Source organism: Pantoea sp. UBA4549 (assembly GCF_002387285.1).
GTDB lineage: Bacteria > Pseudomonadota > Gammaproteobacteria > Enterobacterales > Enterobacteriaceae > Pantoea > Pantoea borealis.
In genome coordinates this window covers 57,899-78,637 of record NZ_DGLH01000013.1, presented here as the reverse complement: position 1 = coordinate 78,637, position 20,739 = coordinate 57,899, and the positions used below count along the sequence as shown (strand labels likewise).

The following is a 20,739-nucleotide window of genomic DNA, read 5'->3' as shown; positions in this document are numbered from 1 at the left end:
TTAACGCTCTTCATGAATCAGGCTGCCGGTCAGGATGCAGAACACCCCCATCAGGTCAGCGTGACGGATAGTGACTTCCGTCTGCTCATTCACTTTTGGTTTAGCATGATAGGCGATACCCAGCGCCGCGCGTTTAATCATCGGCAGATCGTTGGCGCCGTCGCCAATCGCTACCGTCTGCTGCGGCGCGATGTCAAAACGTTGTGCCAGCTGATGCAGGGTATCCGCTTTATATTGTGCATCGACAATCTGTCCAATGACTTCGCCGGTAAGCTTGCCGTCGCGCATCTCCAGCTCATTGGCGACGGCAGCGGCCAGATGCAAGGTCTGACGCAGGTGATCCGCATAAAAGGTAAAACCGCCGGACGCAATCGCGACCTGCCAGCCCAGCGCCTGCAACTTATGTACCAGCGTGGTCAGCCCTGGCATCAGCGGCAGTGCGTCGCGCACCTGTTTAAGGATAGCCGCATCGGCGCCAGCCAGCTGCGCCACGCGCTCACGCAGGCTGGCTTTGAAGTCGAGTTCGCCACGCATCGCCCGTTCGGTGACCTCAGCCACCTGCTCACCACAGCCCGCCAGTCTGGCGATCTCATCAATGCATTCGATCTGGATCGCCGTTGAGTCCATATCCATCACCAGCAGCCCCGGCGTTTTAAGGTGCGGGATTTTACCCAGCGGTGCCACGTCGAATCCGGCATCATGCGCCAGCCGGGTGGCACGCGGCGTCAGCGAGCCAGCCAGCCGGATCACCTGGTACTCGTCAACGTTCCACGCGCTGACAATCACCATGGCAGCGCCCAGCTGATGCTGGTAATCGGTCAGCTGCTGTTTATCGAGTCCGCGCCCATACAGCAGCCAGCCTGTGCGGCCGGCACGGTAGTCCAGCGGCATAACTTCATCACCGCTCAGGGAGAGGGGTAAACCCGGCCAGAGTGAGACATCGGCGGGCAGATCGCACCAGGTAAGACGATTTGGCATTACAGCTCCTGTAGGGACAACAAAACCACGCAAGAGGCTACCTTGTCTGCGCGGGTTCTGGCAACATAATTGCCAGCCTTTCTGCTGCTATGTCACATGGGTTTCTGATGGTTAAAACTGCACTGAAATTTCGCCTGCATCGCACGGTGATTGTTCTTATCTCTCTGGCGTTGCTGGTGGTGCTGATGCAGGGTGCCTCATGGTTCAGCCTGGGTCATCAGATGGCGCGCTCTGAGCAGGTTGAAGAGCTGGCTCATACCCTCACCCGGCAGGTGGCGTTCAGCCTGAAGCCCCTGATGGATAACAGCGATGACAACCGTACGCAGATTGCCGCCATACTCGATCAGATGACGGATAACAGCCGCATCCTTGATGCCTCTGTCTATGCCGATGATGGCAGTCTGGTGGCACACAGCGGCGAAACCATTAACGTACGCGACCGTCTGGCGCTGGATGGCAAACGTGCCGGCAGCTACTTCAATCATCAGATTGTGCAGCCGCTGGAAGGCAAAGAGGGGCCGCAGGGTTTCCTGCGCGTGACGCTGGATACGCACGTGCTGGTCACCGAATCCCGTCAGGTAGACAACACCACCAATATTCTGCGCCTGATGATGCTGCTGGCGCTGGCGATTGGCATTATCCTGACCCGCACCCTGCTGCGCGACCGCCGCACCCGCTGGCAGCAGTCGCCCTTCCTGCTCACTGCCAGCCGCGAGGTGAAAGAGGATAAAGAGGAAGGGTCAGCAGAAACGATCGACACAGAAGAAAAGAAAAAATAAGCGCCGGCCTGGCCCGATACCGCTTTTATTTTACAGGCCTGACAACGCCAGGCCGCTGTTTCTGCCTGGCTTGCTGTTTTTTACACGCTTTCGCTCTGCTAAGCGGTAAGAATGGCCTGAAGCTGGGCGAGATTGTTGACCTGGAAATCAGGGGTAATATCCGCAGGCAACGGGCGCGTGCCGTGATCGATCCAGCAGGTCTTCAGACCCGCATTCATCCCCCCGAGAATATCAGACTCGGGCGTATCACCGACCATCAGTACGCGCTGCGGCGCCGGATTGCCGAGCAAGGCCAGCGTGTGGGCAAAGATCTTCGCGTCCGGCTTGGGCACGCCAACCTGCTCTGAAATCACCAGCGCATCGAACATATCGTGAAAGCCCGTGCGTTCCAGTCGCGCCTGCTGCAGGGCCGTAAAGCCGTTGGTGACAATCGCCATTTTGACGTGGCCTTTAAGGCTCTTCAGCAGTTCAGGCGCGCCTTCCAGCGGCAGGCAGATTTCTGCCATAGCATTAAGGAAATCGCTGTTTAAGATGTCCGGCTCTACGCTGAGTTTCTCTCCCCAGAGCGTAAAGCGCTGCGTCTGCAGCTGTGCGGCAGTGATGGTGCCGTTCTGGTAATCCACCCACAAAGGCTTATTGATCGCCTGATAATCGGCGTAATCGCGATCGCTGAACTGCACATCGTAGCGGGTAAACATGCGCTGCAGCCCGGCAAAGGCGTCAAAATGAAATAGCGTATCATCAGCATCAAACAGGATGCAGTCCCAGTCGTTTAACATGGTACTCCTTAATCAGCGGTCAAAGTGTCAGCGCCATAATGACGGCGTCTTCCCGTCCGCCTGCGGTGGGATAGTAATTGGGGCGTACGCTGACCTGATGAAAATCCAGCTGCTCATACAGAGCAATCGCCGCGCGGTTTGACGCGCGAACTTCCAGCCAGAGGGTCAGGACATCACGCTGCTCCAGTTCGCCGATCAGCCTCTGTAATAGCTGACGCGCATACCCGCGACGCTGAAAGTCAGGATCAACGGCGATGTTAAACAGCGACGCCTCATCCAGCACAACCTGCGTAATAGCAAAGCCGGCAAGGCGTCCGTCACTGCGCAGCCCGAAATTGAGAAAACGTTCACCCTGATTGCTGGCGAAGGTCTGTTCGCTCCAGGGAAAAGCGTGCGCCCGGCGTTCAATGGCGAGCAGCTGCGGCCGATCGTCAGGCGTGATGAGCGAGATAGTGGTCATGGTTACACATCTGTTGCCACAGCGCGCGCCTGGCTGCGCCGCTGCTAATCAGTTCATTAAGGACGGCGCTGGTGAACACCACACCGTTAAAGCTGTGCCCGCTCTCCACGCCCAGCAGCCAGCCGGGACAGGCTACCTGCTCTGGCAGCATCGGCAGCTGCTCCGGCGTCAGCGTCATCACCTGCGCAGGCGGAATATCCAGCGCCCGCAGCACGTCCCGTATCAAAGGCTCATCCAGTGCCGGCGGATGTTCCGCTACCAGCAGCAGGCGCGTATCGGGTGCCAGCCTGACGGCGATCTCCCCTTGCAGCACGCGCGGACGCCGCAGCTGATACTGCGTGATCCCCATCTGCTGCAGAAGCCAGTCGCGTCTTGTACTCATGCTGTTTTCCGCTATGCCGTAAGTAATGCGCGCTATGCTAGCAAACCCGTCGAACATGCGCCAACAAAGCACTATAATCCCCGCTCTGATTTAACAGGAGCGTTCCATGTCTGCTTTTACCCCGGCCAGTGAAGTTATTCTGCGCCACAGTGATGAATTTACCACCCGCCACGTGCTGTTTGCGGGTGACCTGCAGGATGACCTGCCCGCCCAGCTGGAAACCGCGCTCAGCCGCGTTCATACCCAGCAGTATCATCACTGGCAGAACCTGAGCCACCGGCTGGGCGATCGCGCCGTATACAGCCTCGTGGCCAGTGCGGCTGATGTGACAGACTGCACCACCCTGATTTACTTCTGGCCAAAAAATAAGCCGGAAGCGCAGTTCCAGCTGCAAAATCTGCTCGCGTTGCTGCCTGTGGGCAGCGATATCTTTGTGGTGGGCGAAAACCGCAGCGGTGTGCGCAGCGCCGAAGGCATGCTGGAGCAGTGGGTGACGCTGGAGAAAATTGACAGCGCGCGTCGCTGCGGCCTCTATCATGGTCAGCTGACGCAGCAGCCTGAGTTTGATGCCAGCCAGTTTGGCAACACCTACCTGCTGGATGGGATGACGATCCATACGCTGCCAGGCGTATTCAGCCGCGATGGTCTGGATATTGGCAGCGATCTGCTGCTGTCGACGCTGACGCCGCATACCAAAGGAAAAGTGCTGGATCTCGGATGCGGCAGCGGTGTCTTAGCGACCGCGCTGGCGCAGCACTCGCCGAAGGTGCGTTTGTGGCTGTGTGATGTGCACGCTGCTGCCATTGAGGCGAGCAAAGCCACGCTGGCGGCAAACGGGCTGGAAGGCGACGTGTTTGCCAGCAACGTTTTTAGCGACGTGACCGGACGCTTCGATCTGATTATCTCCAACCCGCCGTTCCATGACGGCATGCAGACCAGCCTTGATGCGGCACACAGCCTTATTCGCGGCGCGGTGAAGCATCTCAACAGCGGCGGCGAACTGCGTATTGTGGCGAATGCTTTCCTGCCTTATCCGCAGATACTTGATGAGACCTTCGGCAGCCATGAAGTGCTGGCGCAAACCGGTCGCTTTAAGGTTTATCGTGCGGTATATGGCCGTGGCGCGCGCGGACGCTAAGCGCCTGATACGGCGATAAAGCGTTGCTTTTTCCAGCAGTCGGTTTATCGCCGTAAAATATCTGTTGACGCATTGCGTAAAACCTCTAGAATGCGCCTCCGTGGTTAGCAATACTGTAAAGTGTTGCCAGGTATGCGAAGGTGGCGGAATTGGTAGACGCGCTAGCTTCAGGTGTTAGTGTCCTAACGGACGTGAGGGTTCAAGTCCCTCTCTTCGCACCAATAATCACAGAGTTTATATCGCGTGCACTGCGCGAAGGTGGCGGAATTGGTAGACGCGCTAGCTTCAGGTGTTAGTGTTCTTACGGACGTGAGGGTTCAAGTCCCTCTCTTCGCACCATGCGGTGATATAAACAGACAACACGATGCGAAGGTGGCGGAATTGGTAGACGCGCTAGCTTCAGGTGTTAGTGTTCTTACGGACGTGAGGGTTCAAGTCCCTCTCTTCGCACCACTGTTGTCACCTCTCCCCCGGCAGTTAATTCCCTGAATCACATTCTTTTGCTTATCGCGCGCTGCGTGATGTTGCTGTTTCTGCACGCGGTTAACCCGGATAAAAATTCACTGACGCAGCCGTAATGCCGCCAGCCAGTGCTATGCAGGATGGCAGCAATATGTAGTGCCGCAGTCGCTGATGAAACAGCATGACCAGCGTCAGCAGAAGCATAACGATCATAATTGCCCGCCACTGCGCATACCCGGGTTCCCATAGCGCAAACAGCGGCATCGCGGTACAGGGCAGCAATATCCCCCAGCCGCTATCCAGGCGCTTACCCATTACCCAGCTCACGCCCCATAAGCCACAGGCTGCCAGCATTGCTGCAATCATCATCACACTCCTTAATGATAAGAATTACCATTATCATATGACAATCATTCTCATTCTGCAGCGAATTTTTCACTGCATGACAGAAATACTGGAAAATGCTAAATTGCCGCCGATAACACACCTGATAACAACATGAAACGTGCTGACTATCCGTATAGCAGAATTTACTCTGCAGGGTAGCGCTTTGATATTTCAGGGCTGTCACGGGTAATAACAATGAAATTAAACGCTTACGATGACCTGAAACACAGCAAATATCGGCTTTCACTGATGCTGTTTTTATTTCTTAATATCGCCGTTTCACTCTTTTGTCTGCTGCCCTGCCTGAACGTTCAGATACCGGTATTTACCCTGCCCGCGGTGCTGGTCGCCGGTTTCAGTACAACGCTGCTGCTGCTTTGCCTGATCGTGCCCGGCCTGCGCTTTTCCGTATTAACGCCGGTTGCGCTGCTGCTGGGGCTGCTATGGGCATGGCATATTGATCAGAAATATCATCTGATCTCTGCGTTTGAGAGCAGCTATTTAATTATCAGTTTACTTAGCGTCTTTTTTATCAGCGCTATTGCTCTGAGCGATTATTTAACTGCCTTTTGCCTGCATATTACGCCGCCGGTGCTGACCGTCCTGCTGCTGGATAACGGACAGCATCTGATGACCATTCTGTTTACTATCACGCTGCCGCTAATTGGCTTTTCCCTGCTTCACCTGATGCGCCGGCGTTTTGATCATTTCACCCGCCAGCTGATCGGCCAGCTGTATGAAGAGAAACAGAGCTTCAGCGCGCTCAGCATGCTCGACCCGCTGACCGGTCTCTATAACCGGCGGGGACTGCAAAACCGGCTGGAAACAATTCTGGAGAACCATGCCGGCAGCCACTTTATCCTGCTGCTGGATATCGACCATTTCAAAGCCTATAACGACAATTACGGACATGCGATGGGCGACCAGGCGCTGAAACGGGTTTCGGCCGCGATCCGGGACGCCGTACGCTCGCGCGATGTGGTCACCCGCTATGGCGGCGAGGAGTTTCTGGTACTGCTGACAAATGTCAATGCGTCGATAGCCCTGAAACTCGCCGAGCGTATCCGGCAATCGGTGCTGGAACTGGAAATCCCCCATCGCTCCAATACCGCGGTATCTACTCACGTTACCGTCAGCACCGGTATTGCTCCGATGGCAGCGCACGATTTCGACCGCGCCGTCGCCAATGCCGACCGCGCGCTGTATGTGGCTAAAAACCAGGGGCGTAATACCATCCTGGCCTGGGAGACGCTGCCGGCACGCCGGCAGGCAATCAGCGAACCGTACTAAGGTGATGAATATAACGCTATAGCAATCTTATGCTGCTGCTATCTTGCTCACTCAATCAGGAACGATTATCATTTGTTTTTCGTTTCCCGTTATCATTCAGGATTGGCATGGCTACGATTACGCGTCAGGCGCACCGCTTCAGTGAGCAGTCCCCGATCTTCATGCAGCGCGATCGCACGCTGGTACGTGCGCTGCAGGAGCTGATACGTGAGCAGTGCAGCGACCGTCAGGCGTATGTCAGACTGGGAGAACCTGCGCCCGAAGGCGCTTTGACGCTGGCTGAATGGTCGACACCCGGGCACTATCAGCGGCTGATGCAGCGCTACGGTGACTATCTCTATCACAGTCATCCTGATACGCCACGGGAGGCGAAGCCGCTGCAGTCACTCTGGGCGCAGTGGTATTTCGGCCTGCTGGTGCCCACGCTGATGATAGCGCTGCTGCATGAACCGCGTGCGCTGAGCTGCTCGCCTGAACATATTCGCGCTGAGTTTCACGAAAACGGGCATCCCGCCGCCTTCTGGCTGGATGTGCAGGAGGATGAGCCCGCGCGCTTTCTCTCTGCTCCGCAGCGCATGGCGCGCCTGATCCAGACCTGCCTGCAGCCCGCCGTGGAAGGCATGACGCAGCACGGCGACATTAACGCGCGCCTTATCTGGAATAACATGGGGTATCTGATCTACTGGTTTCTGGGTGAACTCCGGGCGCAGCTGCCTGCCGCGCTGATCGACCAGCTGGAAGAGATGCTGTTTTTCACGCCGTCGCTGCCGGACGGCAGCGATAACCCGCTTTATCGCACCATGATCGTACGCCACGGCACGATGGAGCGGCGCAGCTGCTGCCAGCGTTACCGGATCCCTGACGTCGATCGCTGCGGTAACTGTACACTGAAAGCGCAATAAGCACGCGCACGCCGTAAATTCTCCTTTTCTCTCGTTTACACTTTTTTCGCCTTATGGCAGCGTTCAGGTTCAGTTTTTACCGGAGAACACCATGAGCCTGGAGTCGGTACAGCAGTTCTTTGCTGAGCATGCGCCGGATATCGAAATTATTGAAACGCCTGAAAGCACGGCCACCGTGGCGCTGGCAGCACGCGTTCACGGCGTCTTACCAGGACAAATCGCCAAAACGCTGTCGCTGAAAGTAAAAGAGCAGGTCGTGCTGATTGTCACCCGCGGCGATGCGCGTCTGGACAACCGCAAACTGAAAGCCGCACTGGGCGCTAAAGCGCGCATGCTGAGCGTGGATGAAGTGGTGAACTGGACCGGCCATCCGGCAGGTGGGGTCTGCCCTTTTGGCCTGGAAAACCCGCTGACCGTATACTGCGATACCTCTCTGCGCAGCTTTGATGAGGTGCTGCCCGCCGCAGGTTCGGTGCGCAGCGCGGTCCGGATCTCTCCGCTGAGAATGGCGGAGCTGACTCACGCAACCTGGGTCGACGTCTGCGAAGTGCTGTGAGAGCGCAAAAATTATCGCGCCCTCACTGTCTCATTTCAGAGCCGGTGTGGCAGACGGATAAAGGCCTGTTCAAGCATATCCAGCAGCAGCGCATTATCAACTCGCTGGATAACATGAACCAGCGCGCCGGTCTCTGGCGGAATACCCACGTCGAGGCGCAGCGGCGGACGGTAACGCCAGCTCTTGCCGCGCGTTGCACCGGGACGCAGCTCAATATCCACGAAATAATCCGCCCCTTCCGCCACGCGCTGATTCAGCAGCCAGGCCACTACCAGCGCATCATGGATCCAGCAGCCAGGCAGCTGCCGGGTCCGCATTGAGTAGTCGATCCAGGGTCCCAGCGTCTCCCGGACAAACTGCGTCAGCGGATGCGGCGGTGCCGTAATGCGCGCGAGATCGTCGCGGGTCAGCAGCGTCTGCGTAGTCGCATCCATCGGCACCAGCGTGATGGTGGCGCCGCTGTGCAGTACCTGATGAGCCGCCTCCGGATCGAGGCCAAAATTGGTATCTTTGATGTAGTCATCAAGCGCAAATACGCCGCCCATGATCACAATCTCTGCTACCGCTTCAGCCATCTCCGGATAACGCTGCAGCGCCTGCGCCACGTTAGTCAGCGGCCCGATAGCAACCAGAGTAAACTCTCCCGGATTATCGCAGATTAACTGCCCCATCACGCCGGCAGCGTCATTGCCGTCCGCCGCCATGACGGCGGGCTGACGTACGCCCTGCCACAGCGCAGCCAGCGCCGGGTCGGCCAGATTATCCAGACGCGCCCGCCACGGCAGCGGATCTTCGCGCAGCGCCTGCAGCGCCCCCTGCACTACCGGAATATTCATCCCGAGACGTTTCAGCAAATCTTTTGCCACACGGGCACCCGTCGCGCTGGGCGTGTTACCGGTGACCGTGGTGATCAGTTCCGGCGACAATGCAGGTGATGCCAGCGCCAGCGCGATAGCCAGTCCGTCATCGGTATTTGCCCCTGCGATGCCATTCCCCGGATCGCAATCAATAATCACTCGTTTCATAATGTTTTATCGTTATTGTATTTAAGGCTGCAGGCAGCCACAGGATTCACCGGTTTCGATGTAGTGCGGCAGCTCTGCCATCACTCCCTCATCCGGCTGGTTTTTCAGCATAGCAATAGCGCGCTGCGCCAGCTCAGACAGCGGCTGCCGCACCGTGGTCAGCGAAGGCACGTGAAACGCGGCCTGTGTGGTACCGTTAAAGCAGACCAGCGCCACATCCTGCGGCACGCGGATCCCCTGCTCGGCAAACGCACGAATACAGCCAATGGCCTGTCCTTCATTACTGGCAAACAGCGCACGCGGCAGGCGCCCGCTGGCGATCATGCGCTGCGCCGCGTCATAGCCCCCCTGCCGCGAGTAGTCAGCCGGGAAAATCAGGTTTTCATCAACGGGCAGTCCCTGCTCCTGCATCGCATCCCGCCAGCCCTGAATACGATCCTGGGCGTTAAACATTGCCAGCGGACCGCTGATCATCCCCACCTGCTGGTAGCCGTGACTCAGCAGATGCCGGGTTACATCGCAGGCTGCCAGCCGCTCGTTCATGCTCAGCACGCTGACGCCGGGCCGCGGAGCAATGCGATCCAACATCAGCAGCGGCGTACCGCTGGCCTGTATCACATCAATATAAGGATGACGATCGACGCTGTTGTAAAACAGTCCGTCGATCTGACGGTTAAGCATTCCCTGAATCAGCTCCAGCTCACGCTGACGATCGTCACCGGCGTCGCCCAGCAGCATAATATGGCCGTGGTTAAGCGACTCCTGCAGCAGCACATGCGCCATGGAAGCAACAAACGGGTTAGCAATGTTCGGCACAATCAGACCAAAGGTTTTGGTGGTGCCGGAGGCCAGCGCGCGCGCTACGGCGTTAGGCCGGTAGCCCGTCTGCTTAATGGCAGCCAGCACCCGCTGACGGGTCGCTTCTGCGACCGGGCGCGGCCCGTTATTGATCACATAGCTGACCACGGCTACCGAGGTACCGGCGACGCGGGCGACATCGGTACGGGTTACGTTTCCGCCGGGAGATTTTGCCAAATTAGCCTCAATATAAATGCCGCTGGCCGGATTCACCGGCCAGCGTTATGTCAATGGTCCTGCCTGCGCCTGCGCGTCAGATAGCATCCTCCGGCAGATTAAGGTCACGACCGCGCGTTTCCGGTGCGACAAACGTCGTCAGAAATCCGATAGCGGCCATTGCGCTAAAGTAAACGGCGATCGGCCACCAGTGGCCGGTCCATGAGAGCAGCGCTGCCGCGACCAGCGGTGCAGTGCCGCCAGAAAGAATCGATCCCAGCTCTTTTGCCACCGCCATCTTGGTATAGCGGTGTTTCACGCCAAACATCTCGACGCCCCAGGCCGCCTGCACGCCAAATATCCCCAGCGACGCGAGCGCCATGCCGACAACGATAACCGCAATGATAATTGTCGGATCACGGCTATCCATCAGGCTGAAGGCGGGCCACGCATAGATCATCAGCAGCAGGCAAAAGCCCCGATAGGTAATGCGGCGACCAAAACGATCGGAGAGCCAGCCCGCAAAAGGAATAATCAGAAAGCCCAGCAGCGAGGCGATAAACACCGCGGTGGTCGGTACAGATTTATCCAGCATCAGCACTTTTGCTACGTAACCGACAATAAAGCCCTGAGCCAGATAAGAGGGGCCATTCTCACCAATGCGCAGGCCCACCATAGTCCAGAACGCCCGCGTACGCTGCCAGACGCTGCGGCTGTCTGTTTCAGTGTGTGCCTGAGCCAGCGTTTCACTGCGCTGCGCCTGCAGTTCAGCCTGCTGACGCTCAAACACCGGCGTTTCGCGCAGATGGCGGCGGATCCACAGCGCCACGATGGCGATCAGCACGCTGCTCAGAAAAGGAATACGCCAGCCCCAGGCCAGCAGGCTCTCTTTATCCATCTGGATCACCGCCAGCCAGACCAGAGAGGCGATCAGCGTGCCGCTGTTGGATCCCAGCGCAATCACGGAAGAGACCAGGCCGCGCCGTTCAACCGGTGCATACTCGCCCAGCATCACCGTGCCGCCAGAGAGCTCCGCCCCTGCTCCTAATCCCTGCGTAAAGCGTAGCAGCACCAGACAGGCGGGTGCCCAGAGTCCAATCGTTGCATAAGACGGGATCAGGCCAATCAGCGTGGTAGAGGCGCCCATCAGAATAATCGTGCTGATCATCACGACTTTGCGCCCTTTGCGATCGCCAATCCAGCCAAACAGCAGTGCGCCTATCGGGCGGGCAACAAAGCCGACTGACCAGGTAGCAAAACTGGAGAGCAGTGCCATAGCCGGTGTCGCTTCCGGAAAAAAAATGTCGCCAAAGATGATACCCGCCGCCAGACCATACAGGGCAAAGTCGGCATACTCCATCGCCGTACCGAGCCAGCAGGAGAAGGTTGCGCGCCAGAAATCTTTCCGGCCAGCGGCAGTTTGCAGTCGTTCATCGGCCGCGGTGAGGTGTGGTGAGTGCTGTGCAGTGGGATGATGTTCCGTCATAACCCTTTCTCTTAGTGAAGTGAAAACAGTAAACGCCCTTCCATGGGTCTGTTCGCTTGCGCAGACAAGCGGAACGTCCCGGTGACGACGTTCGACAGGCAAATCCTGAAAGATCAGTAAGGAATTCCCTGGTGTTGGAATTCATCTCTCTGCTGCGTTTCGCCGATGTTTAATTCACCGATCGTATTAGCACAGCAAATGTAACCTGGTCATTTCGGGTCTGTAGCCGCGTCTGGCACCGTGAGTTATCACTGGGGAGACAGTCTATCTACGCGCGTAGATAAATCAAGCGGCAAAAAGAAAAATTAGTTAGATTATTTTGACTATCCTCCCTGACTGATACCAAAAAAACACCATAATTCAGGCAATTGCATGCGTTTTAATTAAGCAAAAGCCGTATTAAAACGCAGCAATTGATATCCGTAATTTATCAATAGCAGCACACTGCCTGCTATCGCGCCGCCTTTATGCCACCTGCAGATGACACTAAAATGACAGCGGCTGCCTCAGCGCAGCGTAAAATAACTTAACGCCTCACAGCCTGTGCCCGCCTGCGGCGTGGCGATGACCTTTCGCTGCGCCAGATCGATAACGCTTAACGACCCCTCACCCTCATTGGCAATAAGCAGCGTGCGGTTATCTTCACTGAAACAGCCATCGCCGGGCCGGCACCCCACACGAACGGTGCCGGAGGGAGTAAGCAGATCGTCAAACAGCGTAACCAGTGATTCATCACGCCCAATCGCAACCAGTCGTTCACCACTGGCACTGAACCGCACAACATGGCAGGGCTGCTGGTGCCCGGCCAGCGTAATGCGCTGCCGGACCCGGTGGCTCTGCCGATCGATCACGTAAAGCAGCGGTGCGTCGGCGGCGCTGGCAACCAGATAAGGATGTCTGGGCGAGGCAGCAATACCGGCTATCGGACCAGGCAGCAGAATGTTATCAATGACGCGTCCTTCTGCCTCACATAAATCGATTACCGTGATGCTGGCATCCTCTTCATTTTCCGTGAACAGTTTGCGTCCGCTGGGTGAGAGCGTCAGCCGGTGCGCGTGATGCGAAGGCAGCGGTATGGTTTTCTCCACGCGATCGGTGTGCGGATCGATGACCGCGACCGCCGCGCTGTTTTCACAGCAGAGATAGACTTTGCCGTCGCGACCCAGCTGCCCGCTGTGTGGCGACTGCAGTGGCGTAAGGTCGATAAAGCCGCTGATCCGGCGCTGACGCAGATCGATAACAGCAACTTTATGCCCGGGATGTGGGTTAGCGCCGTGCATGCCGCTGCCATAGAGCGGGACATAGGCTTTCTCCAGCGCGGGCAGCATCAGCAGCTCATGCGGGCACGGCGGAAACGCATTCAGCTCCTGCTCAACGGTAAAGCGTTCCGGATGCAGAAACAGCACCCGGTTACCCTGTTTATCAACGGCTATCAGGCCGCGGGCAGATGACTGCATAATCACTCCGTAAACAGAATGCCTGACTAAAGCGTAGCTAAGCTGCATGACGAAGGTAAATTTCGCTCTGATGCCAGGCTAAAATCCAGCAAGGATAATCGTTCATTTCTTGCTGCAATTTTCAGATTGCCGCACCTTACGCAGCCCGCGGGGAATAATCTTAGGATTAATCCTGGTAAGGAAAATTAAACTGTGAAATTCATCACGCTGTTATTTTGTTAAATTTTTATTGATAACGGCTGCTTCATTTTCCGCTTTATCTGAAAGAGAAAAAAAGTATTAGCGCAATCGCGAAGAATGTTTTATTAAGCTCAATGTAATACTTTTACACACAGCCCCCGTAAGGAAACATAAGAGCGTCTAAGGCGCCAGCATCAGGGACTCCTTGCCCATAATCACAATAATCAGGTGCATCATGTCAAAAAAACGTCTTCAGCCGGCGCGCGCGCTCTGGCACAACTGGAAAAGAATAGCGTTTACCGGTCAGTCATTACTGCAGAAAAAACAGCATAATGCGCTCTGCGCGCCGGAGTATGATCCCAGCGAAGAGGACAATATCGTGTTACTTTCTGGTGAGAAGACGTTGCCAGATATCCCGAAAAAAGTATGGCTGTACTGGGATACAGAATATTTACCAAAATCGCTGCAGGCGAATATTGCTAAAATACGCCGCGATAATCCTGACCACAGCGTTCACCTGTTAAATAAATATTCTGTAAAAGAAGTCCTGCCCGATTTTATATTTACTTCAGCGCAATTAACGGCACAGCAGAAAAGCGAAGTGATCAGGCTTGAGCTGTTATTACGCTACGGCGGCATCGCTATCGACTGCGCTGCGCTGCTGTTTGAAGATCTGAGCTGGGTACACAGCGCCCATCAGGAACGTCCGATGGATGTGATCGGCTATTATTGCGAACGCTCAACGCTGAATTATCTCGCACCTGTTATTGAGAACTGGTTCCTCGCTGCTGCGCCAAATAATCCCTTTATTCGCGAATGGCAGAAGCAGTATGCGCCGATTAAACATCAGGGTGAGCAGAGCTTCTTTAACGAAATGCGCAAGCGTGATGACTTTTCGCTGCTGACGCAGAGAATAGCTGAACCGGCACAGCAGCCGGGTGCGCTGGCGCAGCAGGCGGCCATGCGGGAATACCGCCGCGTTAATCTCTTTTTGCGTAAATGTGAAGCCAGCGCCTTTTACTATCAGCGCCTCAATAACTGGAAAAGCGACGCCTTTACGCATGCCATTCTGTTTCATCAGCGTCCGCATACGCCACCGCCGGTTATTAAGCTGGATGGCCACGCACAGCTGCATCTCGACTTTAACCTGCGTCTGGGGAACTACAACCGCAGCAGCCTGCTGGGTGCCATGATGCAGCCTGTCGCACCGCTGAGCGTGGCGCTGCCCTCACCCGTCAATAAAGCGAGCGCGTAGCCAGTGGATAAAGGTCGTCACTGCACGCGGCACCTGTGCCGCGTAAGGACGCACCACCCAGAGGCGGTCGGCGAAGGCGTCGATTGCCTGCCACGATGACAGCACCGGCTGCAGCGCGCCGCTTTCCAGCGCTGCGCGGGCGCTGAAGTCGGGCAGCATGGCAATGCCTGCACCCTGCAGCGCGGCATCCCGAATCGACTCGCTGTTGTTCGTGGCAAAATTTCCCTGAATTTTCACCGTCAGCGTTTCACCGCCCTGATGCGACTGAAAGCGCCACTGCGGCGCATCGGGACCGCGCGGATACCACAGGCAGTTATGCTGAAGCAGCGCGTCCGGCGTCTGCGGCACGCCGTGCTGTGCCAGATAAGCGGGCGAAGCCACCAGCAGCGCGCGCGTGGCGCACAGAGGCAGCGCGACGTGCGTTTCCGGCAGCGACTGGCTGTGGCGGATAGCAAGATCAAACCCTTCGCCGCCGAGTGACACCAGGCGGTCAGTCACATCCAGCTGCAGACGAACCTGCGGATATTCCCGCAGAAAGTCGCCGATAATCGGCACCAGCTGCTGCCGGGCAAACGCTACCGGCGCGCTGATGCGTACCTGCCCGCGTACCGGCCCCGCCTCATCGCGCACGCGATAAACGCTTTCCGCTATCCGGGTAAAGGGCTCACGCAGCTCGCCAGCCAGCTGTTCGCCGGCTGAGGTGAGCCGCACGCTGCGCGTGGTGCGCTGAACCAGCGCTACCCCGGTCAGCGTCTCCAGCTCTTTAATTTTCTGACTCACTGCCGCTTTACTCACATCCAGCCGCTCAGCGGCGCGGGTAAAACTGCCCTGCTCCGCCAGTACCGTCAGCCAGTAAAGATGTGTCCAGAGCGCCTCCGTTTTCATCCCTTTGCCCGCCATTGTTCAAAATAGTGAACAATCAGTTTATCGCAGACGCTTTTTCTTTGCGCGTACAGCGGGCAGCATAGCCACATCTGTCTCTGCTTTTTTGCCACTACTGCGAGGGTTTACCGATGCCATTACTCACTTTTGATCTGATTCAGGGCCGCTCTGAGAGTGAAGTTCGTACTTTGCTGGATGCTGCCCATCGCGCCGTGCTTACCGCCTTCGGTGTTCCTGAGCGGGACCGCTATCAGATTGTTCACGAAAACAAAGCGTATCAGATGGTTTTTCAGGATACCGGGCTGGGCTTTTCGCGCACGGATAATCTGGTTATGGTGCGGGTCTACACCAGCCCGCGCAGTGAGGCGCAAAAAGCCAGTTTTATGGCAGAACTGGCGCGCGAGCTGCGCGAAAACTGCGGCGTGCAGGGGCACGATCTGATGATAAGCTTTATTACCAACAGCAAAGGCGACTGGAGCTTTGCACAGGGTGAGGCGCAGTATCTTACCGGCGCGTTATAAACCACCATCTGCCAGATATGCCGCCGCGCTTATCATCCCGCCTGGCGGCACGATTCCGAATGTACCGCACAAATCCCGCCGGACAGGTTGCAGCCCGGTGACAGCCAATATAGATTGACGCAAACCCCCTGAGAGGGCGCGCAGCCACTGGCGCTGTGCTATTCATCTATCGTGAGGATTTGCCGTTGGCATTGCTTTCAATTGTGCTGTTTCTGACCGCCATTATCGTTTACAGCTGTAAAGCCGGACGCAATACTTTCTGGTTTATCCTGATGCTGCTGCTGCTCACGCTGTTTATTGTGCTGAATGCCACGCTGTTCGCCAGCAACTATTTTACCGGTGACGGCATTAACGATGCAGTGATCTACACGCTGACCAACAGCCTGACGGGCGCCGGCGTCAGTAAATATGTGGTGCCCGCTATCGGGCTGATTATCGTGCTGTTTCTGCTGTTCTGCTTTCTCTCATGGATTTTGCGCCGCCATAAACGCCCGCATCATCTCGGCTGGAGCCTGCTGGCGATCGCCTGTGCCGCCGGATCGGTACAGACCACGCCGGCGTTTCGCCAGGTTAAAGATCTGATTGCCTCCCACGCACACGCGGGCGACTCCGATTTCGCTACCTGGTATATTACGCCGCAGAAACGTATCGAACAGCCCGCGCTTAACCTGGTCTATATCTACGGCGAGAGTCTGGAGCGCACCTATTTAAATCAGCAGGCTTTTCCCGATCTGGCGCCAGAGCTGAGCCGCGAGCAGGCGCAGAGTCTGGATTTCAGCCATACGGCCCAGCTTCCCGGCACCGACTACACCATTGCTGGCATGGTCGCTTCGCAGTGCGGCATCCCGCTGTTTGCCCCTTTTGACGGTAACGCCTCAGCCGCGCTCTCCAGCTTCTATCCGCAAAGCCTCTGCCTCGGCGATATTCTCAAAAACAGCGGCTACGAGAACTGGTTTATTCAGGGCGCCGATCTGCGCTTTGCCGGCAAAGACACCTTTCTGCTCTCGCACGGCTTCGCTGCCGCGAATCTCTATGGCGCGCAGGAGCTGAAAAGCCGCGTGGCCGATCCCGACTACCGTAACAACTGGGGCTTTTACGACGATACCGTGCTGGACGAGGTGTTTGAAAAATATACTGAACTGTCACAGCAGAATAAACGCTTTGCCCTGTTCACCCTGACGGTGGATACCCATCACCCTGATGGCTTTATCTCACGCAGCTGCCGGCGCAAGAGCTATCAGTATGACGGCAAACTGAACCAGTCATTCAGCGCCGTCACCTGTTCGCAGGAGCACGTGGCGCGCCTGATTGAGCGTATCAAAGCCTCGCCGTGGTTTAAAAACACCGTCATCGTCGTCAGCTCCGATCATCTGGCAATGAACAATACCGCCCATCCCTATCTGATGAAGCTGCCGCGCCACGATCTCTTTATGGTGATCCGCGGCGACCAGCCGCAGGCGGCGGTGCGCGATGCCCCCCGCAGCACGCTGGATAACGGTGCCACGGTGCTGGAGATCCTCGGCGGCGACAAAGCGCTGGGTCTTGGCCGCAGCTCACTCTCCACGCCGTCGCTCTCCACGCAGTTTGACGACATGGCGAAGAAGGTCAGCAGCTGGAAAGCCGATATTGTGCAGCTGTGGAATTTTCCGGCCAGCATGAAAGATTTCACCATCGACCAGCAGAAGAATACCTTTACCTTCTCCGGCGCCACGTTCCGCCTGCCGATCCTGTTCCGGCTGGGCAATAAGCAGGTAGAACCGCTGCCGGAGGGGGAGTATGCCGCGCCGCTGCGCTATCAGCTGGCGGATTTTGCCGCGAACGACAAATTTGTCTGGGCTGACCGCTGCTTTAAAATGGCGCGACTCTGGAAGCCGGAGCTGGCGCTCTCTACCGATCTCTGCCTGGCGATGGGCCAGATGGGCGGTCAGCCCAGCGTGGTGCGTATCGATCAGCCGCTCTGGCACGGCAAAACGCACTTCCCGCCGCTGCGCGTCAGCCCGGAAACCTGGCGGCTCAACCAGCAGCAGATCCGCATTGAAGATAATGACATTCGCTACGATGCCGACAGCTTTGTGCTGAACGTGCCGGGCGCCCCGCACAGCATCCGGCGCTTTAGCGGCATCTCGCGTCCGGAGAGCTGGGGACGCTGGTCAAACGCCAACCTGGCTCCGGAGGTGAATATTGAGTATGCCGACCCGCTGCCGCCGCGGTTTGATCTGGTGATCACCGCGCGCGCGTTTGGTGCCAATGCGCAGCAGCCAATTCCGGTACGCGTAGGCAGCGAGGAGCACGTTCTGCGGCTGGGCGATACTTTCTCAACCACCACGCTGCACTTCAGCAATCGCGACGGCAGCCATAATCTGGTGATTGTGCCACCGGCACCGCAGCTGTCGAATCAGGATAATATTGTGGGTCAGGCGCCGCGTAAGCTCGGCATTGGCATGGCAGAGATCCGCATTGTGCCACGGCCCTGAGCGCGGCCTCAGTCGCGCTGGCGCAGCGTCTCCAGCCGCTCCCGCTGCGCGCCATCGGCGCTGAAATTATCCGGCGCCAGCCAGCGCTCAAAGGCGTGCTTTAACACCGGCCAGTCGCTATCGATAACAGAGAACCAGCAGGTATCGCGGCTGCGGCCTTTATACACCATCGCCTGACGGAACACGCCCTCGGGCTGAAAACCGAGCCGCAGCGCCGCCTGGCGCGACGGCTGATTGCAGCTGTCGCATTTCCATTCGTAGCGGCGATAGCCGAGCTGGTCAAACGCATATGCCATCAGCAGAAAGTGCGCCTCGGTTGCCATGCGGGTACGCTGAAGCAGCGGTGAAAACACCACATAGCCTACTTCCATTACGCCGTGCTGCGGCTCGATACGCATCAGGGCGAGCGTCCCTACCGCCTGCCCGCGCTGCAGGTCAATCACGGCAAAATGCAGATAATCGGGAGTATGCTGGCAGGCGGCGGCGAACGTCAGCCACTCATGCTGCGATGCCGGACGCTCCACGGGCAGCCAGGTCCAGCTGCGATCGTCTGCGGCCTGCGCATGCGCGGCGCTGAGATCGGACGCGTGGCGTGGCGCATCCAGCGGCTCAAGGCGACAGTAACGCCCCTGAAGCGTAATGCGCTGCGGACGCGGGCGCGGCTGCCAGTCAGGTAATGCAACACCCGTCGGCTGGCCAAATGCATTAACGGTCGGGGCCATTTTTCCTGCCTCTGAAATAAAACAGGCGGACCCGGTGGCCCGCCTGCTGGCGTTATCCCTTAAAGAAGATGTCGCCCGATTTGCCCATCACGATTTTGCCGCTGTCATCGGTGATCTGAATATAGTTGGCGTTGATGTAAGCCCAGTGAGCACCGGCCTGCGGAGCGGGCAGATGACGCGCCTGCCAGTCAGTGATGGTGTACTCTTTTTTGCGATACTCTTCCGGTACCACATCGCCGACCTTGTGCTCTTTGTAGTCGATAATGATGGTATGCAGATTGTAGTTGTTGGCGGCGGAAGGCTGTTCGCCGGTACCGTTGTTAGACGGGCGAACCGGCGCGTCGTCGCCTGATGCAGCAGGGGCCTGAGCGGCTGGCGCATCGGCGGCGGGTGCTGGCGCGGCGTCAGGAGCCTGCGCGTCCGGCTGCTGCACCTGAGGCGGCATTGGTACACTATCGGTCTGCTCATCCGCTGCCAGTGCGGCTGGCGTCAGGCTGAGCGCCCCCAGAAACAGGCTGGCTGATAAAAAGGTTAGGTGTGTCCTGCGCATTGGTGATTCCCACTCTGATGAATAGTCTGATGTCCATTTACTGACAAGCGCACCGGGCCAATGGTTCCCGCTGCCGTGCAGCGCTCGTCGCGTCATGCCACAGCATACCTCAGCCTGGCCCGATTCAGGCGCGCTAAAATTGCAAATAATCGTGATAATGCCGCTATAATCGCGCCATGAGATGCGGGCCTGGCCCGTACAGAATATTACGTGCAGGAGAGAACCGATGAATCAGGGGCCGTTAACGGAAAAAGAGCTGAACTGGCTGGATGACATGCTGGAGAAGTATGGCAATGCGCACTCCGTGGTGGATACGGCCGAGCTGGATGGGATGCTGACTGCCCTGCTCTCCGGCCCGAATGATATTGAACCCAGCGAGTGGCTGGTGGCGATGTGGGGCGGCCAGAAGCATATCCCTAAATGGGCTAATGAGCGCGAAATGGATCGCTTTATGACCCTGACCTTTCAGCACCTGAATGATATTGCTGAGCGTCTGGCCGAGTTTCCGGAGCAGTTTGACCCGCTGTTTGGCCTGCAGGAGATGGAGGGCCAGGAGTTTACCGTGGTCGAAGACTGGTGTTACGGCTATATGCGCGGCGTCGCGCTGGACGCCGACTGGTCACAGCTGCCCGACGCGCTGCAGCCGCAGCTGCAGGCAATTGCCCTGCACGGCAGCGAAGAGCAGCGTGAAGCGCGCGAGGCGCTTGACCCGGACGCGTTTGAAGCGAGCATGGAGGCGATCCGCCCGGCGGCGCTGGAACTGCACGAATACTGGCAGGCCGAGCGCATGGCGCAGCCCGACCCCGAGCCACAGCTGCCGTTCTTTGCCGGTGACAAAACCGGCCGCAACGATCCCTGCCCGTGCGGCAGCGGCAAAAAATATAAGCAGTGCTGCCTGAATAAATAACCTGCGTTGGGGTCGCATGATATCGCACTTAATCCAACCCGGGCCGCATAAATGCGGCCCCTGGGGGTATCGCACCCAATCCACCCCGGGCCGCATTAATGCGGCCCCTACATTGGTATCCGCAGGGGCGCCATTTATGGCGCCCTGGCCACA

The 20,739-nt window shown here is 57.4% G+C and carries 21 protein-coding genes and 3 tRNA genes; 12 read left to right on the top strand and 12 right to left on the bottom strand.

Annotated elements, in window-relative coordinates:
- On the bottom strand, nucleotides 1-978 hold the full coding sequence (gene serB, locus B3041_RS12850; protein ID WP_065650193.1) for a phosphoserine phosphatase: 978 nt from the start codon (nucleotides 976-978) through the stop codon (nucleotides 1-3).
- A 107-nt stretch (nucleotides 979-1,085) separates the two neighbouring features.
- Between serB and B3041_RS12845 the strand changes: the two genes are divergently transcribed.
- Nucleotides 1,086-1,757, top strand: a complete 672-nt coding sequence (locus B3041_RS12845; RefSeq protein ID WP_065650513.1) for a YtjB family periplasmic protein — start codon at nucleotides 1,086-1,088, stop codon at nucleotides 1,755-1,757.
- 98 nt (nucleotides 1,758-1,855) lie between these two features.
- Here B3041_RS12845 and yjjG read toward each other — a convergent pair whose 3' ends face one another.
- Genes yjjG through B3041_RS12830 form a run of 3 tightly spaced genes read right to left on the bottom strand, consistent with a single transcriptional unit; the run spans nucleotide 1,856 to nucleotide 3,378 of the window.
- Nucleotides 1,856-2,536, bottom strand: a complete 681-nt coding sequence (gene yjjG, locus B3041_RS12840; RefSeq protein ID WP_065650194.1) for a pyrimidine 5'-nucleotidase — start codon at nucleotides 2,534-2,536, stop codon at nucleotides 1,856-1,858.
- A gap of 19 nt (nucleotides 2,537-2,555) precedes the next feature.
- Nucleotides 2,556-2,996, bottom strand: coding sequence for a ribosomal protein S18-alanine N-acetyltransferase (gene rimI / locus B3041_RS12835; RefSeq protein ID WP_065650195.1), 441 nt, complete (start codon nucleotides 2,994-2,996; stop codon nucleotides 2,556-2,558).
- Nucleotides 2,968-3,378, bottom strand: coding sequence for a DNA polymerase III subunit psi (locus B3041_RS12830; protein ID WP_065650196.1), 411 nt, complete (start codon nucleotides 3,376-3,378; stop codon nucleotides 2,968-2,970). The genes rimI and B3041_RS12830 overlap by 29 nt, the downstream gene beginning before the upstream one ends.
- 106 nt (nucleotides 3,379-3,484) lie before the next feature.
- On the opposite strand from B3041_RS12830, the gene rsmC reads away from it, so the two are divergent.
- The 4 genes from rsmC to B3041_RS12810 all read left to right on the top strand — a co-directional run bounded on the left by rsmC (nucleotide 3,485) and on the right by B3041_RS12810 (nucleotide 4,969).
- Nucleotides 3,485-4,516, top strand: coding sequence for a 16S rRNA (guanine(1207)-N(2))-methyltransferase RsmC (rsmC, locus tag B3041_RS12825; RefSeq protein ID WP_292975352.1), 1,032 nt, complete (start codon nucleotides 3,485-3,487; stop codon nucleotides 4,514-4,516).
- Between the two features lie 134 nt (nucleotides 4,517-4,650).
- Nucleotides 4,651-4,737, top strand: a tRNA-Leu gene (locus B3041_RS12820).
- Between the two features lie 31 nt (nucleotides 4,738-4,768).
- Nucleotides 4,769-4,855: transfer RNA gene (locus tag B3041_RS12815), tRNA-Leu, on the top strand.
- A 27-nt stretch (nucleotides 4,856-4,882) separates the two neighbouring features.
- Nucleotides 4,883-4,969: transfer RNA gene (locus tag B3041_RS12810), tRNA-Leu, on the top strand.
- A gap of 90 nt (nucleotides 4,970-5,059) precedes the next feature.
- Here the strand turns inward: B3041_RS12810 and B3041_RS12805 are convergent.
- Nucleotides 5,060-5,344 (bottom strand): DUF1435 domain-containing protein, encoded by a 285-nt coding sequence (locus B3041_RS12805; RefSeq protein ID WP_065650198.1) that lies wholly within the window; start codon nucleotides 5,342-5,344, stop codon nucleotides 5,060-5,062.
- A 216-nt stretch (nucleotides 5,345-5,560) separates the two neighbouring features.
- Between B3041_RS12805 and B3041_RS12800 the strand changes: the two genes are divergently transcribed.
- The 3 genes from B3041_RS12800 to B3041_RS12790 all read left to right on the top strand — a co-directional run bounded on the left by B3041_RS12800 (nucleotide 5,561) and on the right by B3041_RS12790 (nucleotide 8,113).
- The gene (locus tag B3041_RS12800) at nucleotides 5,561-6,655 is read left to right on the top strand and encodes a GGDEF domain-containing protein (RefSeq protein ID WP_292975349.1); all 1,095 of its coding nucleotides are present in this window, start codon (nucleotides 5,561-5,563) and stop codon (nucleotides 6,653-6,655) included.
- A 161-nt stretch (nucleotides 6,656-6,816) separates the two neighbouring features.
- Complete coding sequence (fhuF, locus tag B3041_RS12795) at nucleotides 6,817-7,557, top strand: siderophore-iron reductase FhuF (RefSeq protein ID WP_412159298.1); 741 nt, start codon at nucleotides 6,817-6,819, stop codon at nucleotides 7,555-7,557.
- 91 nt (nucleotides 7,558-7,648) lie between these two features.
- Nucleotides 7,649-8,113: a YbaK/EbsC family protein gene (locus B3041_RS12790; protein ID WP_065650201.1), complete on the top strand. Its 465-nt coding sequence runs from the start codon at nucleotides 7,649-7,651 to the stop codon at nucleotides 8,111-8,113.
- 35 nt (nucleotides 8,114-8,148) lie between these two features.
- Here the strand turns inward: B3041_RS12790 and B3041_RS12785 are convergent, their stop codons facing one another.
- From B3041_RS12785 to B3041_RS12770, 4 genes are all read right to left on the bottom strand, one after another.
- Nucleotides 8,149-9,138: a nucleoside hydrolase gene (locus tag B3041_RS12785; protein WP_065650202.1), complete on the bottom strand. Its 990-nt coding sequence runs from the start codon at nucleotides 9,136-9,138 to the stop codon at nucleotides 8,149-8,151.
- A gap of 21 nt (nucleotides 9,139-9,159) precedes the next feature.
- On the bottom strand, nucleotides 9,160-10,173 hold the full coding sequence (locus B3041_RS12780) for a LacI family DNA-binding transcriptional regulator (RefSeq protein ID WP_292975344.1): 1,014 nt from the start codon (nucleotides 10,171-10,173) through the stop codon (nucleotides 9,160-9,162).
- Between the two features lie 76 nt (nucleotides 10,174-10,249).
- Nucleotides 10,250-11,638 carry an MFS transporter gene (locus tag B3041_RS12775; RefSeq protein WP_292975342.1) on the bottom strand — a complete coding sequence of 463 codons (1,389 nt, stop codon included), beginning with the start codon at nucleotides 11,636-11,638 and terminating at the stop codon, nucleotides 10,250-10,252.
- A 506-nt stretch (nucleotides 11,639-12,144) separates the two neighbouring features.
- Nucleotides 12,145-13,095 (bottom strand): hypothetical protein, encoded by a 951-nt coding sequence (locus B3041_RS12770; RefSeq protein WP_065650204.1) that lies wholly within the window; start codon nucleotides 13,093-13,095, stop codon nucleotides 12,145-12,147.
- A 415-nt stretch (nucleotides 13,096-13,510) separates the two neighbouring features.
- Between B3041_RS12770 and B3041_RS12765 the strand changes: the two genes are divergently transcribed.
- Nucleotides 13,511-14,530: a glycosyltransferase family 32 protein gene (locus tag B3041_RS12765; RefSeq protein WP_065650205.1), complete on the top strand. Its 1,020-nt coding sequence runs from the start codon at nucleotides 13,511-13,513 to the stop codon at nucleotides 14,528-14,530.
- On the opposite strand, the gene B3041_RS12760 is transcribed toward B3041_RS12765, so the two are convergent.
- A complete protein-coding gene (locus B3041_RS12760) occupies nucleotides 14,504-15,415 on the bottom strand; it encodes a LysR family transcriptional regulator (protein ID WP_292975337.1) in 912 nt (303 codons plus the stop codon). The genes B3041_RS12765 and B3041_RS12760 overlap by 27 nt on opposite strands.
- Nucleotides 15,416-15,543: 128 nt before the next feature.
- Between B3041_RS12760 and B3041_RS12755 the strand changes: the two genes are divergently transcribed.
- Together B3041_RS12755 and opgB are read left to right on the top strand one after the other, a co-directional pair.
- Nucleotides 15,544-15,933, top strand: a complete 390-nt coding sequence (locus tag B3041_RS12755; protein WP_065650207.1) for a tautomerase family protein — start codon at nucleotides 15,544-15,546, stop codon at nucleotides 15,931-15,933.
- Between the two features lie 179 nt (nucleotides 15,934-16,112).
- A complete protein-coding gene (gene opgB, locus B3041_RS12750; protein ID WP_292975334.1) occupies nucleotides 16,113-18,407 on the top strand; it encodes a phosphatidylglycerol--membrane-oligosaccharide glycerophosphotransferase in 2,295 nt (764 codons plus the stop codon).
- An 8-nt stretch (nucleotides 18,408-18,415) separates the two neighbouring features.
- Here opgB and B3041_RS12745 read toward each other — a convergent pair whose 3' ends face one another.
- Together B3041_RS12745 and B3041_RS12740 are read right to left on the bottom strand one after the other, a co-directional pair.
- Nucleotides 18,416-19,129: a GNAT family N-acetyltransferase gene (locus B3041_RS12745; RefSeq protein ID WP_292975331.1), complete on the bottom strand. Its 714-nt coding sequence runs from the start codon at nucleotides 19,127-19,129 to the stop codon at nucleotides 18,416-18,418.
- A gap of 52 nt (nucleotides 19,130-19,181) precedes the next feature.
- The gene (locus tag B3041_RS12740; RefSeq protein ID WP_292975328.1) at nucleotides 19,182-19,679 is read right to left on the bottom strand and encodes an RcnB family protein; all 498 of its coding nucleotides are present in this window, start codon (nucleotides 19,677-19,679) and stop codon (nucleotides 19,182-19,184) included.
- Between the two features lie 226 nt (nucleotides 19,680-19,905).
- Between B3041_RS12740 and B3041_RS12735 the strand changes: the two genes are divergently transcribed.
- The gene (locus B3041_RS12735; protein ID WP_065650210.1) at nucleotides 19,906-20,586 is read left to right on the top strand and encodes a YecA family protein; all 681 of its coding nucleotides are present in this window, start codon (nucleotides 19,906-19,908) and stop codon (nucleotides 20,584-20,586) included.
- Nucleotides 20,587-20,739 lie beyond the last annotated feature (153 nt).